Consider the following 13744-nt stretch of genomic DNA (forward strand, 5'->3'; position numbering starts at 1 on the left):
CTTGCCACGCCGATCGTTTCATGTCATCAGCCCTGGTCAATTAATTTTACCAGACTGCCATTCCGACCTTGCGGCCGGGATCGCCAGCCGGGCAAACAACCTGCGCCCCGCGCCTGTCGAGGACGACACTTCATGGCCCCCATCACGACCATCCAGGACCTCCGCCTTCTCGCCAAGCGGCGGATCCCGCGCGCGATCTTCGACTATGCCGATCGCGGCTCCTATGAGGAGCATACGATCACTGCCAACCGCGCCGATCTCGCCAAGATCGCGCTGCGCCAACGCGTCATGATCGATGTCTCGGACCGCACCCTCGCCACCACGATCATCGGTGAGCCGGTCTCGATGCCTCTGGCCATCGCACCGACAGGCCTCACCGGCCTCTTCCATGGCAATGGCGAGATCCACGGCGCGCGCGCCGCACAGGCGGCCGGCATCCCCTTCTGCCTCTCGACCATGTCGATCTGCTCGATCGAAGATGTCTCGCAGGCCGTCTCCAAGCCCATCTGGTTCCAGCTCTATGTGATGCGCGACCGCGGCTTTGCGAAATCGCTGGTCGAACGCGCCATCGCCGCGAAATGCTCGGCCCTGGTGCTCACGCTCGACCTGCAGATCCAGGGCCAGCGTCACCGCGACATCAAGAACGGCCTGAGCATCCCGCCCAAGCTCACCCTGGCCAACGCGCTCGACGTCGCCACGAAGCCCGCCTGGGCCATGAAGGTGCTCTTCGGCAAGCGGCGCACCTTCGGCAATCTCGAGGGCAAGGCACCCGGCTCCGACAGCCTGACCACGCTCTCCCAATGGATCGCGGGACAGTTCGACCCGTCCTTGAGCTGGAAGGACGTGGAATGGATCCGCAACATGTGGCCGGGCAAGCTGATCCTGAAGGGCGTTCTGGACAAGGAGGACGCCAAGATCGCGGCCGGCACGGGTGCGGATGCCATCGTCGTGTCGAACCACGGCGGGCGCCAGCTCGACGGCGCGGTCTCATCGATCTCGGCCCTGCCCGGTATTGCCGAGCTTGTCGGCGACAAGACGGAGATCCTGTTCGACGGCGGCGTGCAGTCCGGCCAGGACGTGCTCAAGGCGCTGGCGCTCGGCGCGCGGGCCTGCCTGATCGGGAAATCCTTCCTCTACGGGCTCGGCGCCATGGGCGAGGAAGGCGTCGCCAAGACGATCGACATCATCCGTCGCGAGCTCGACGTGAGCATGGCCCTGACCGGCCTCACGGATGTGAAGACCGTGGGCCGCAACGCCCTCGCGCAGTGAGTGAGATAGTCCGCGTAATAATCTGAATTGACTCGGAATAACTGAACTTTCACCTTGCCGGGCACGGCAGCGTGATCACGCGCAATAAAAAAACCCCGGACAACGCCGGGGTTTTTCGTGTTGGATCGTGGAGGCGATCTGGAGCAGGCCTATTCCTCGGCGCCGCCCTCATCGGCCTCGTCACCGGCACCGTCGTCCTCACCGCCATCGTCGCTGATGTGCTCGACGGAGACCACCTTCTCATCGTCGGCGGTATTGAAGACGATGACGCCCTGGCTCGAACGCCCGACGATGCGGATGCCATCCACCGGCACGCGGATGAGCTGCCCGCCATTGGTCACGAGCATGATCTGGTCGTTGTCTTCCACCGGGAAGGAAGCGACCAGCGCGCCGTTGCGGTTGTTCACCGCCATAGCGACGATGCCTTTGCCGCCGCGGCCGGTGACGCGGTACTCGTAAGCCGAGGAACGCTTGCCGTAACCGTTTTCCGACAAAGTGAGCACGAACTGCTCCTCGGCGCCCATCTTCGCGTAGCGCTCCTGCCCGAGTTCGAGCGCATCGCTTGCCTCCTCAACATCGGCATCGGCCGGCGCTTCCGCCGCCTCGCCGTTGGCAGGCTCGCCATTCGCCGCGCGGCGCGCCGCACCCGCCAGCTTGAGATAGGCCGCGCGCTCGTCGGCAGAAGCTTCCACGTGGCGCAGGATCGCCATGGAAATGACGGTGTCGCCGGCCGCCAGCGAGATGCCGCGCACGCCGGTCGAGTCCCGTCCCTTGAAGACGCGCACGTCCGTGGTCTCGAAGCGGATGCACTGGCCTCGGGCCGTGGTCAGCAGCACGTCGTCCGCCTCGGTGCAGATGCCCACATCGACGATCGAATCGCCCTCGTCGAGCTTCATGGCGATCTTGCCGGCGCGGTTGACCTGGACGAAGTCCGACAGCTTGTTGCGACGCACGCCACCGGAGGCGGTGGCGAACATCACGTCGAGCGTTGCCCAGCTGGCCTCGTCCTCCGTGAGCGGCATGATCGTCGTGATGCGCTCGCCTTCCACCAGCGGCAGCATGTTGACCAGCGCCTTGCCGCGCGCGTTCGGCGCGGCGAGCGGCAGGCGCCACACCTTCTCCTTGTAGACCTGGCCCCGCGAGGAGAAGAACAGCACCGGCGTGTGGGTGTTGGCCACGAACAGCCGCGTCACGAAATCCTCGTCGCGGGTCTGCATGCCGGAGCGCCCCTTGCCGCCGCGCCGCTGGGCGCGATAGGTCGAGAGCGGGACGCGCTTGATGTAGCCGGCGTGGCTGACGGTAACCACCATGTCCTCGCGCTGGATCAGATCCTCGTCATCGACGTCGGAATCCCAGTCGAGGATCTCGGTGCGGCGCGGCGTGGCGAAGGCACCCTTGATGGCCGCGAGCTCGTCCCGCACGATCCCCAGGATGCGCGCCCGCGACCGCAGGATGTCGAGGTAATCGGCGATCTCGATCGCCAATTTGTTCAGCTCGTCGGCGATCTCGTCGCGCCCCAGTGCCGTCAGGCGGCGCAGCGGCAGGTCGAGGATCGCGCGTGCCTGGGTTTCGGAGAGCCTATAGGTACCGTCTTCCGCCACGCGATGGTTCGGATCGTCGATGAGGGCGATCAGCGCCGCGACGTCATGGGCCGGCCAGTGGCGCGCCATCAGCGCTTCACGGGCCGTATTGGTATCGGCGGATGAGCGGATGAGCTGGATGATCTCATCGATATTGGCGACCGCGATGCCGAGGCCAACCAAGATATGCGCGCGATCACGGGCCTTGTTGAGCAGATATTTCGTGCGCCGGGAGACGACCTCCTCGCGGAAATCCACGAAGGCGCGGATCATGTCATAGAGGTTGAGGAGTTCCGGGCGGCCGCCGTTCAGCGCCACCATATTGGCGCCGAAGCTCGTCTGCAGCACCGTGAAACGGTAGAGCTGGTTCAGCACCACATCGGCAACCGCGTCGCGCTTCAGCTCGATCACGATGCGCATGCCATCCCGATCGGACTCGTCGCGCAGGTCGGCGATGCCCTCGATCCGCTTCTCGCGCACGAGGTCGGCGATCTTCTCGATCAGCGCGGCCTTGTTCACCTGATAGGGGATCTCGGTGACGATGATCGCCTCGCGATCCTTGCGGATCTGCTCGACCGTCGCCCGCGCCCGCATGATGATCGAGCCGCGGCCGGTCGCATAGGCGGAGCGGATACCGCCACGACCGAGGATGGTCGCCGCCGTCGGGAAGTCCGGTCCCGGGATGATCTCAGTCAGCGCCTCGACGCTGATGTCCGGATCCTCGATATAGGCGAAGCACGCATCGATCACCTCGCCCAGGTTATGCGGCGGGATATTGGTCGCCATGCCGACGGCGATGCCGCCCGCGCCATTCACCAGAAGATTGGGGAAGCCCGCCGGCAGGACCGTGGGCTCGTGCTCGCTGTTGTCGTAGTTGTCCTGGAAATTGACGGTGTCCTTGTCGAGATCGTCCAGGAGCGCCATGGCGGGCTTGGCAAGCCGCACCTCGGTGTAACGCATCGCCGCCGGCGGATCGGCATCGACCGAACCGAAGTTGCCCTGCCCGTCGAGCAGCGGCAGGCGCATGGAAAAGTCCTGCGCCATGCGCACCAGCGCGTCGTAAATCGATTGGTCGCCATGCGGGTGATATTTACCGATGACGTCACCGACGACGCGCGCCGACTTGCGATAGGGCTTATCCGGCGTATAGCCGTTCTCGTACATGGAATACAGGATGCGGCGATGGACAGGCTTCAGGCCGTCACGCACATCCGGGAGGGCGCGGCTCACAATCACGCTCATGGCGTAATCGAGGTAGCTGCGCTTCATCTCATCGGAGATCGACACCAAAGCGATGCCGCCACCGATCTTCTCGTCATCATCTGCCAAGAGAAAGTTCCAACAAAAACCTCAAGAAGGGGCCTTGGGGGCGTCCCGGACGAACCTCGTCCACGGGTGGCGCTGGCTTATGCCACGACAGCCATTCCATTCAGGCTCCGGCCCGCCGGGCAGGCTGCGCCCGGATGATGGGGAAACGCTCCTGATTCAACGAGTTCATTCGCGATCTCATCGAAGAGAGGGATGCACTTTACCAGTACCATGATCTACCGCATCCGCAGTCGAAAAGCCAGCACGGACACCCCCCATTCACGATTTAATTATCGATATATATCAATGCTTTATTTTTAATTGGTAATTCGATCCGCGTCCCTGCATGCCGCGGCCGCGACAAGTTCCGGATCCACGTGATTCGCATGGCGGGTCGCGGATCGCTTGAGCGCCGCATCGCAGCCCAAATACCGCGGTCCCGGCCCCGCCGCGCTGTCACCGGATCGTCGCCGGAGTGATCTAGCGTTCACGCGCGTCACCGCGGTGCCGAGTGCCGCGGCATCAGCGACCTGGTTCGCGACCTGGCTCGCATCTGGCTAGCCACCTGACTCAAGCCATCCCGGTCGCTCGGCGCCAGATGCGAGGATTTCCTGCGCCGCAACCCGCATGATTGCGCGGGCAAAGGAGGTTGGCCATGTTGTCCCGTTGCCATGTCCCGTTGCCATCTTCCGCCACAGCCTGCCGCTTGTGAGGAGCGTACCGATGATCCGACCTTTCCTCCGGGTGCTGAGTATCGGCCTCGCCGGCGTCATCCCGACGGCTCTCGCCGCCGAAACCGCGCCCGGGGCGATGGCGTTGCGTTTCATCGGCGAGAAGAGCATCCCGCCCCATACCGACGTGGCGGGAACGCGGGTCGGCGGGCTCTCGGGGCTTGCCTTCAATGCCGCCACCAACAGCTGGATCGCCCTCAGCGACGACCGCTCGGAAAAAGCCCCTGCCCGCTTCTACACCCTGACCCTTGCCTATGACGCCGCCGCCTTTCACGACGCACGCATCGACAAGGCCGTGACCCTTCTCGACACCGGCGGCCAGCCCTTCCCCCTGCGTGGCGTCGACCCGGAGGCATTGCGCCTTCACGCCGGGAGTGGGGCGCTCTATTGGACAAGCGAGGGTGATACGACCGCGGGGATCGATCCCGTGCTGCGCGCGGCCGCGGCCGACGGCCGGTTCCTGCGTGAGATAAAGCTGCCGGCCCGCTACCGCGTCAGCGCCGACGGCAAGATCGACCTCAAGCGGGGGCCGCGCAACAATCTCGCCTTCGAGGGCCTGGCGCTGTCGCCCGACGCCCAAACGCTGATCGTGGCTCTGGAAAATGCACTGATACAGGATGGGCCCAAGGCCTCGTTGACTGAAACCAGTCCGGTGCGTATCGCCACCTTTGACATCGCCTCGGGGCAGCCGGGCCCCGAATGGGTCTACGTGACCGATCCGATCCCTCAAGCCCCCGCCAAGGCCGGCGGCTTCGCGGACAATGGTGTCTCGGATATTCTCGCGCTCGACGACGGGGCGCTGCTGGTCATGGAGCGCGGTTACAGCACCGGCAAGGGCAACAGCATCCGCCTCTACCGGACCGACAGGCAGAATGCGACCGATGTCTCCGGTATCGACGCCCTCGCCGGGGCGGCCTGGACGCCGCTTGGCAAGACCCTCGTTCTCGATCTCGCAACGCTTGGGGTCGCGCTCGACAATTTCGAGGGCATGGACTTTGGCCCCCGGCTGCCGAACGGCAACCGCACGCTCGTGCTGGTCTCCGACGACAATTTCAACGACGCGCAGGTCACCAAATTCCTGGCCTTCGAGATCGTCGACGCGGCAGCAAACCAGGGCCGGCCTCACTAACCCGCGCAGCCCCGATCTGTCTCAACGGGAGGCGTAGCAGGCTGTGTTCTGGAATCCCGCCGTCATTCCGGGGCCTCGCATCAGCGAGGAGTCCGGAATGACGACAGAGGTTCCCTCGTAAAATCAGCAGGCTCTAGAACGGAATATCGTCGTCGAGATCGCTCGCATATTTCGAGCCGCCGCTTGGCGCCGGGCGCCGATCCGAGGCGGTGGTGGTGCGCTCCATGGGCGAGGCGCGGCCAAAATCGCCGCCGCGCGAACCGCCGTAGCTGTCATCCTCGATGGCAGCGCCGCCCTCCCCGCCACCACGGCTGTCGAGAATGGTGAGTTCCCCACGGAAACGCTGCAGCACGACCTCGGTCGTGTAACGCTCCTGGCCGTCCTTATCCTGCCATTTGCGGGTCTGCAGCTGGCCCTCGACATAGACCTTGCTGCCCTTGCGCAGATATTGCTCGGCAATCTTCGCGAGATTCTCGTTGAAAATCACCACGCTGTGCCATTCCGTGCGCTCCCGGCGCTCGCCGGTCGCCTTGTCGCGCCAGGTCTCCGACGTCGCGATGCGCAGATTGACGACCGGATCTCCCGAGCCGAGCCGGCGCGTCTCGGGATCACGCCCGAGATTCCCGACCAGAATGACCTTATTGACGCTGCCTGCCATCTTGGACCTCCACGGCAAAGCCATACCGAACTCAGGCGCACCAGCCAGACATCGCAATGCGGGCCGCCGTCACGACAGCGCCCCCATCACACCAATCCGCAGCCGGGCTGCCCGGAACTCCGCAGGCGAATTCCAAAGCCTATATTCCGTTGCGTCACGAATGTCTCGATCCCGACTTTCGCCAAACCGCGCGATCGATCACGGAGCGAACGTCAGACACAAAGGGACATGGGCAATCATTGTTTCGAGTGTCGTCCTATGTCGAACCTCGCAATCACGACACTAGACGATCACGCCGGCTGCCGTCGCCCGAGGGCGCAGGCTTGTCCACATGGAATGGCAGCCGCGACGAGAGTGCATGGTCGTACTCGAGCCGTCCAGTTAAAATGTTCTCTTTATGTTCTAGACAGAATATTCAAAGTCTGCAACTCTCCTGCCGTCAAAAAATGTTTCATCCATCCGGGCGCTGCCGCCCGGCGGCCCTCCCGGGGGATACGTTCTTTTCGCCTCGCTTCCGCGATGGTCCCCGATCATCACGGGCCGCGATCACGACCGGTCTGCACGCGAGATTTTGTGCTGAAACACGCCAGACACTGGCGAAAAGGGGACAGAAGGCCCATGTACGAGGACCATGTCGTTGCCCGTACCCGTCCGGGAATTCGGGGTATCGATCTCGTCATTCCCGTAGGCCTGCAAGCTATCCTGCAAGCCGTGCGAGAATAACGGGCTCATTCATCACGTCGTCCTCGTTCAGCGCTCCAGGCGCCGTCCGCTCCTGTCGATCCCACTTGTCCGTTGAGAGCCATGGCTCAGAAATCGAAGAAGACCCCTCCGATCGCCAAGTCCGCCGTCGCCCTGCCCGAAAGCCGGCGCCTCGCCCCCGACGGGCCGACGCGCATGCTGACCGTCCGCGGCGCGCGCGAGCACAATCTCAAGAACGTCGACCTTTCGATCCCGCGCGACAGGCTTGTGGTGTTCACGGGCCTGTCCGGGTCGGGCAAATCGTCGCTGGCCTTCGACACGATCTATGCGGAGGGTCAACGCCGCTATGTCGAATCACTGTCTGCCTATGCCCGGCAGTTCCTGGAGATGATGCAGAAGCCGGACGTCGACGAGATCGACGGCCTGTCGCCTGCCATTTCCATCGAACAGAAGACGACCTCGAAGAATCCGCGTTCGACCGTCGGCACTGTCACCGAGATCTACGACTACATGCGCCTCCTGTGGGCGCGCGCCGGCGTGCCCTACTCCCCCGCTACCGGCCTGCCGATCGAAAGCCAGACCGTGAGCCAGATGGTCGACCGCGTGCTGTCGCTGCCGGAAAAGACGCGGCTCTATCTGCTCGCCCCCGTGGTGCGGGGCCGCAAGGGCGAATATCGCAAGGAACTCGCCGACTTCATGAAGCGCGGCTTCCAGCGCGTGAAGATCGACGGCTCCTATTATGAGATCGCCGACGCGCCCAACCTCGACAAGAAGCTGAAGCACGATATCGACGTGGTGGTCGATCGCCTGGTCGTCCGCCCGGACATCGCCGCACGCCTGGCGGAATCGCTGGAGACGGCGCTCGAGCTCGCCGATGGGATCGCGGTGGTGGAATTCGCTGACGAGACGGACGCCAAGGGCAGTCCGCGTCGCGACGTGCTCTCGTCGAAATTCGCCTGTCCGGTGTCAGGCTTCACGATCCCCGAGATCGAGCCGCGCCTCTTCTCCTTCAACAACCCCTATGGCGCCTGTCCGGTCTGCGACGGGCTCGGCCATGAGATGCGGGTCGATCCCGACCTCATCGTGCCGGATCACACCCTGACCCTGCGCGGCGGCGCGATCGCCCCCTGGGCGCGTTCGACATCCCCCTATTACGGCCAGACCCTCGATGCACTGGCGCGCCACTTCGGCTTCTCCGTCACGAAGCCCTGGAGCGAGCTGCCGGAGAAGGCCAGAGACGTCATCCTCTACGGCAGCGGCGCGACGGCGGTCCGCTTCTCCTATGAGGACGGCCTGCGCGCCTATGAGGTCAACAAGCCCTTCGAGGGCGTGATTTCCAACCTCGAACGCCGCTGGAAGGAGACGGAAAGCGACTGGGCGCGGGAGGAGATCGGCCGCTACATGAGCGAGACGCCTTGCGCCGCTTGCGGCGGCTTCCGCCTCAAGCCGGAAGCCCTCGCGGTGAAGATCGGCCATCGTCATATCAGCGAGGTGGCCCAGCTCTCGGTGCGCGATGCGCGCGACTGGTTCGACGCCATCCCCGAGAAGCTGAATGCGAAGCAGAACGAGATCGCCGGCCGCATCCTCAAGGAGATTCGCGACCGGCTCATGTTCCTGCTCGACGTCGGCCTCGACTATCTCACCCTCGCCCGCGCCTCCGGAACGCTGTCCGGCGGCGAGAGCCAGCGCATTCGGCTGGCGAGCCAGATCGGCTCGGGCCTGACGGGCGTTCTTTACGTGCTCGACGAGCCGTCGATCGGCCTGCACCAGCGCGATAACGAGCGGCTGCTGCAGACGCTGAAGCGCCTGCGCGATCTCGGCAACACCGTCATCGTCGTCGAACACGACGAGGATGCCATCCTGACGGCGGATTATGTGGTCGATGTCGGGCCCGGCGCCGGGATCCACGGCGGCGAGATCGTCGCGCAGGGCACCCCGAACGACATCCTCGCCAATCCTGAATCGCTGACCGGCCGCTATCTCACCGGCGAACTCGGCGTGCCGCTGCCGGCGAAGCGCCGCAAGCCCCAGAAGGCGCGCCAGCTCACCATCACCGGAGCCCGCGGCAACAACCTCAAGGATGTCACGGCCGCGTTTCCGCTCGGCACATTCACCTGCGTCACCGGCGTGTCGGGCGGCGGCAAGTCGACGCTCGTCATCGACACGCTCTACAAGGCGGTGGCGCGGCGGCTGAACAATGCGCTGGAGCATCCGGCACCCTTCGACACGATCGAGGGCCTGGAGCATCTCGACAAGGTCATCGACATCGACCAGTCGCCGATCGGCCGCACGCCCCGCTCGAACCCTGCGACCTATACCGGCGCCTTCACCCCCATTCGCGAATGGTTCGCCGGCCTGCCGGAGGCCAAGGCGCGCGGCTACCAGCCCGGACGCTTCTCCTTCAACGTCAAGGGTGGGCGATGCGAGGCCTGCCAGGGCGACGGCGTCATCAAGATCGAGATGCACTTCCTGCCGGATGTCTACGTCACCTGCGATGTCTGCAAGGGCAAGCGCTACGACCGCGAGACGCTGGAGGTGAAATACCGCCAGCGCTCCATCGCCGACGTGCTGGACATGACCGTGGACGAGGCGCGCGACCTCTTCCACGCGGTGCCGGCCATCCGCGACAAGATGGAAACGCTGTCGCGCGTCGGGCTCGGCTACGTCAAGGTCGGCCAGCAGGCGACCACGCTTTCGGGCGGCGAGGCCCAGCGCGTCAAATTGTCGAAGGAATTGTCCAAGCGGGCCACGGGCCGCACGCTCTATATCCTCGACGAGCCGACGACCGGCCTGCATTTCCACGATGTCGCCAAGTTGCTCGAGGTGCTGCACGAGCTGGTCGAGCAGGGCAACACGGTGATCGTCATCGAGCACAACCTCGAGGTGATCAAGACGGCCGACTGGGTCATCGACATGGGCCCGGAGGGCGGTGACGGCGGCGGCACCATCGTGACGCAGGGGACACCTGAGACGATTGCCAAATCTTCAGTCAGTCATACGGGCAGATTTTTGGCAGAAGTCCTCGAAAGGCGGCCTCTTCGCATGCGCAAACAAGCGGCTGCGGAATAGCTCACTGTCGCGATTTTGCCATTTTCTCTGAATTTCAGCCCAAATGTAACTAAATTCTTACTCCACAGGCGCCTGAGGCATGCTCCCAGCGCAGAACTGACATACAGAATCCCCTCTGCCTGAAATCGAGGCAAAAGCCTATATGCTGCATCGCAACAGGGCGAGATCGGCAGCAACCAAAGCCCTCGCCAAATCAGGAGAGTAGACATGATCGTCACCCATATTCTTGCAAAGATCCGCAACTACCTGCGTTACCGCGATACCGTCCGTGAGCTGTCTCGCCTTTCGGACCGTGAACTCAACGATCTCGGCCTGTCCCGTTGGGATATCCCCTTCATTGCGCGCAAGCACACGAAGGTCGGTGCCTGATCGTCGGGATCTCATTGTGATCCTGGCTCGTAACGCCCGCCCTTTTGGCGGGCGTTCGTGTCTTCAGCCCCGCGTGGCTCCGGCCCACTTCGACGTCAGGTCGATCTCACGGGTCGGAGGGCCTGTCGCGGTTTCCGGTCCCCGCGTTTTGATTCGCAAGTTTCCCGCCCTGCGCGCTTGACGGCCGACGCGACCGCTCCCACAACAGCCGCATGGTTCAGTCCCCGACCTCTTCCCGTCCGCTCCATGTCATCGGTGGTGGCCTCGCCGGCTCCGAAGCCGCCTGGCAGATCGCCCAATCCGGCCAGCCCGTCATTCTGCACGAGATGCGGCCGACAACGGCGACACCCGCCCACAAGGGCGAAGGCCTGGCGGAATTGGTCTGTTCCAATTCCTTCCGCTCCGACGATGCTGAGACCAACGCGGTCGGCCTCCTCCATCAGGAGATGCGCGGACTGTCCTCGCTGATCATGGCGATGGCTGATCAGCACCAGGTACCCGCCGGCGGCGCATTGGCGGTCGATCGGGAGGCATTCTCTGCAGCCGTCACCGATGCGCTCGCCTGCCATCCGCATGTCGAAATCGTCAGAGGCGAAGTGCCCGGCGTGCCCCCGGAGGACTGGGGCGAGACCATCATCGCCACCGGCCCCCTCACCGCGCCGTCCCTGGCCGAAGCGATCCGCAGCCTCACCGGCGAGGGGGAACTCGCCTTCTTCGACGCCATCGCGCCGATCATCCACCGCGATTCCATCAATATGGACATCGCCTGGGCGCAGTCGCGCTACGACAAGGCAGGTCCGGGCGGCACGGGGGCCGACTATCTGAACTGCCCGATGACCCGCGACGAATACGAGGCCTTCGTCGATGCCCTGCTCGCCGGCGAAACAACCGACTTCCGCGAATGGGAAAAGGACACGCCCTATTTTAACGGCTGCCTGCCGATCGAGGTCATGGCCGCCCGCGGCCGTGAAACCCTCAGGCACGGCCCGATGAAGCCGGTGGGCCTCACCAATCCGCGCGATCCCGACGTCAAGCCCTATGCCATCGTCCAGCTCCGGCAGGACAACGCGCTGGGCACGCTCTTCAACATGGTCGGCTTCCAGACGAAGCTTCGCCACGGCGCGCAGGTGGATGTGCTGCGCATGATCCCGGGTCTTGAGCGCGCGGAATTCGCGCGGCTCGGCGGCCTGCACCGCAACACCTTCCTCAATTCGCCCAAGCTGCTCGATCCGCGCCTGCGCCTGAAGGTGCTGCCGCGCCTGCGCTTCGCCGGCCAGATCACCGGCTGCGAAGGCTATGTCGAAAGTGCTGCCGTCGGGCTGATGGCAGGACGCCTCGCCGCCGCCGAACGGGAGGGGCGCGAGATTACCCTGCCGCCGGCGACGACGGCGCTCGGTGCCTTGCTCAACCACATCACCGGCGGGCATATCGCGGCGATCGATGCCGGGCCGCAGTCCTTCCAGCCGATGAACGTGAACTTCGGGCTTTTCCCGCCGCTCGAAGGCGCGGTCAAGAGCCCGGACGGCAAGCGCCTGCGCGGTCCCGCCAAGGCGGTCGCCAAGAAGAAGGCGCTGACGGACAGGGCGAGGGCCGATTTTGCGGTCTGGCGGGAAACCCTGCCAGGAACAACAGGCTGATCGGGGGAGCGCTCAGCGCAGCCGCCGCGCGGCGCGCCAGAGCAGCCATTGCTTGCGCCATTGCGGCAGGTCGACGATCGACCGATAGGGGTCGTAGTCCCGCCGGCCGAATTCCCTGAGATAGGCCGGCACAAGCATCGCCGGCAGATAAACCGGACGGACATTGGCCGGAACCTGGGCGAGGCCCTTGAGGCCGGCGCGATAGTGCCGCTCCGCGAGGTCGCGCATCGCGGCGATGACCCGCGCGAGTGCTGGCGTCCGCTCGCCGGCGAGAAGCTCCGCTGCGGTCATCCCAGCCTCGGTCAGGATATCCGCGGGAACATAGACCTGACCGCGCCGGAGATGCCAGGGCAAGGCGCGGATAATCCCGGTGACCGCCTGGGCCACGCCGAGATGGCCGGCCGCGTCGGCCGCCCCCGCATCATCCCCGTCGGCCAGGATAAGGGACGCGAGCCGCAGCAGCGCGGAGCTCGTCTCCCCACTGTAGCCCTCGAGGTCGGCGACCGTGCCCATCGGATCGTCGTAAAGGTCGAACAGCCGGGCGTCGATCAGGTCGAGGAAGGCCTGACGCGGCAACCGAAAGCGCGCGATCGTCGCGAGAAGCGCCGCCGCTACGGGATGCGCCCCGACATCGCCGCGCGCGGCCTCATCATTGAGGGCGTCCCGCCACCATTGAAAGCGTAATTCACCCGGGAGCGGCGCGCTGACAAGCTCGCGAACCCGCGCGATTTCATGGCTGAAAGCATAGAGCGCGAAGCAATAGCGCCGCTTCTCGGCGGGAATGAAAAGACCGGCCAGGAAGCGGTCAATGTCCGCCTCGCGGACGAGCTGTTCGCAATGGGAAAATGCCGATGCCAAAGCGGCTTCGTCGCCTGAACCAGCCCCGTTGGCCATCATGGCTAGCCCACCGCGATCAGCGCGGCCGCGACATGGCGGTCCTCGGCAAGCAACACATTGTAGGTGCGCGCCGCGGCGCCGGTCTGCATGACCTCGGTTTTCATGCCCGCTGTGCTCAGCGCATCGCGGATGGCCGGCGACAGAGGAACCATATCGAGGCCGGTGCCGATCAGCAGGATTTCGATATCCGCCGCCTCGGCGATAACAGGGGCGAAATGGCTGGCGGTGAGTTGGTCCGGATCTGTCACGTCCCAGGCCTTGATGCCGGACGGCAAGGTCAGGATGGAGCCGCGATGCGACATCTCGGCGAATCGGAAGCCGCCGTTGCCATAGGCGTCGAGCTTGTAACGGCCGGGAACGAAACCGTCGTAACGTCGGCCCTCGGCCATCACCCC

General features: G+C 64.7%; 9 protein-coding genes. 5 read left to right on the forward strand and 4 right to left on the reverse strand.

Features of this window, described 5'->3' with window-relative positions:
- The first annotated feature begins 132 nt into the window (after positions 1 to 132).
- Positions 133 to 1269, forward strand: coding sequence for an alpha-hydroxy acid oxidase (locus C7450_RS15765; RefSeq protein WP_110375401.1), 1137 nt, complete (start codon positions 133 to 135; stop codon positions 1267 to 1269).
- 149 nt (positions 1270 to 1418) lie between these two features.
- Here C7450_RS15765 and gyrA read toward each other — a convergent pair whose 3' ends face one another.
- Entirely contained in the window at positions 1419 to 4178 is a 2760-nt protein-coding gene (gene gyrA / locus C7450_RS15770; protein ID WP_110375402.1) for a DNA gyrase subunit A, read from the reverse strand.
- Positions 4179 to 4880: 702 nt separating this feature from the next.
- On the opposite strand from gyrA, the gene C7450_RS15775 reads away from it, so the two are divergent.
- Positions 4881 to 6017 (forward strand): esterase-like activity of phytase family protein, encoded by a 1137-nt coding sequence (locus tag C7450_RS15775; protein WP_170147265.1) that lies wholly within the window; start codon positions 4881 to 4883, stop codon positions 6015 to 6017.
- A 133-nt stretch (positions 6018 to 6150) separates the two neighbouring features.
- On the opposite strand, the gene ssb is transcribed toward C7450_RS15775, so the two are convergent.
- Positions 6151 to 6675 (reverse strand): single-stranded DNA-binding protein, encoded by a 525-nt coding sequence (ssb, locus tag C7450_RS15780; protein WP_110375404.1) that lies wholly within the window; start codon positions 6673 to 6675, stop codon positions 6151 to 6153.
- 897 nt (positions 6676 to 7572) lie between these two features.
- Here ssb and uvrA point away from each other — a divergent pair.
- From uvrA to trmFO, 3 genes are all read left to right on the forward strand, one after another.
- Positions 7573 to 10446 carry an excinuclease ABC subunit UvrA gene (uvrA, locus tag C7450_RS15785; protein WP_110375581.1) on the forward strand — a complete coding sequence of 958 codons (2874 nt, stop codon included), beginning with the start codon at positions 7573 to 7575 and terminating at the stop codon, positions 10444 to 10446.
- 207 nt (positions 10447 to 10653) lie between these two features.
- On the forward strand, positions 10654 to 10815 hold the full coding sequence (locus C7450_RS15790; RefSeq protein ID WP_110375405.1) for a DUF1127 domain-containing protein: 162 nt from the start codon (positions 10654 to 10656) through the stop codon (positions 10813 to 10815).
- 212 nt (positions 10816 to 11027) lie between these two features.
- Complete coding sequence (gene trmFO, locus C7450_RS15795) at positions 11028 to 12452, forward strand: methylenetetrahydrofolate--tRNA-(uracil(54)-C(5))-methyltransferase (FADH(2)-oxidizing) TrmFO (RefSeq protein WP_110375406.1); 1425 nt, start codon at positions 11028 to 11030, stop codon at positions 12450 to 12452.
- Between the two features lie 12 nt (positions 12453 to 12464).
- On the opposite strand, the gene C7450_RS15800 is transcribed toward trmFO, so the two are convergent.
- Together C7450_RS15800 and C7450_RS15805 are read right to left on the reverse strand one after the other, a co-directional pair.
- Positions 12465 to 13349: a phytoene/squalene synthase family protein gene (locus C7450_RS15800; protein ID WP_245449791.1), complete on the reverse strand. Its 885-nt coding sequence runs from the start codon at positions 13347 to 13349 to the stop codon at positions 12465 to 12467.
- Positions 13350 to 13351: 2 nt separating this feature from the next.
- Positions 13352 to 13738, reverse strand: a complete 387-nt coding sequence (locus tag C7450_RS15805) for an Mth938-like domain-containing protein (RefSeq protein WP_110375407.1) — start codon at positions 13736 to 13738, stop codon at positions 13352 to 13354.
- Positions 13739 to 13744: the final 6 nt, after the last annotated feature.

It is taken from the genome of Chelatococcus asaccharovorans (genome assembly GCF_003201475.1).
GTDB classification, from domain to species: Bacteria; Pseudomonadota; Alphaproteobacteria; order Rhizobiales; family Beijerinckiaceae; genus Chelatococcus; species Chelatococcus asaccharovorans.

Bases quoted from the DNA above. Each gene is read 5' to 3' on its own strand.
- C7450_RS15765 (WP_110375401.1), top strand. From the start codon at position 133: ATGGCCCCCATCACGACCATCCAGGACCTCCGCCTTCTCGCCAAGCGG.
- C7450_RS15775 (WP_170147265.1), top strand. From the start codon at position 4,881: ATGATCCGACCTTTCCTCCGGGTGCTGAGTATCGGCCTCGCCGGCGTC.
- ssb (WP_110375404.1), bottom strand. From the start codon at position 6,675: ATGGCAGGCAGCGTCAATAAGGTCATTCTGGTCGGGAATCTCGGGCGT.
- uvrA (WP_110375581.1), top strand. From the start codon at position 7,573: ATGCTGACCGTCCGCGGCGCGCGCGAGCACAATCTCAAGAACGTCGAC.
- C7450_RS15790 (WP_110375405.1), top strand. From the start codon at position 10,654: ATGATCGTCACCCATATTCTTGCAAAGATCCGCAACTACCTGCGTTAC.
- trmFO (WP_110375406.1), top strand. From the start codon at position 11,028: ATGGTTCAGTCCCCGACCTCTTCCCGTCCGCTCCATGTCATCGGTGGT.
- C7450_RS15800 (WP_245449791.1), bottom strand. From the start codon at position 13,349: ATGATGGCCAACGGGGCTGGTTCAGGCGACGAAGCCGCTTTGGCATCG.
- C7450_RS15805 (WP_110375407.1), bottom strand. From the start codon at position 13,738: ATGGCCGAGGGCCGACGTTACGACGGTTTCGTTCCCGGCCGTTACAAG.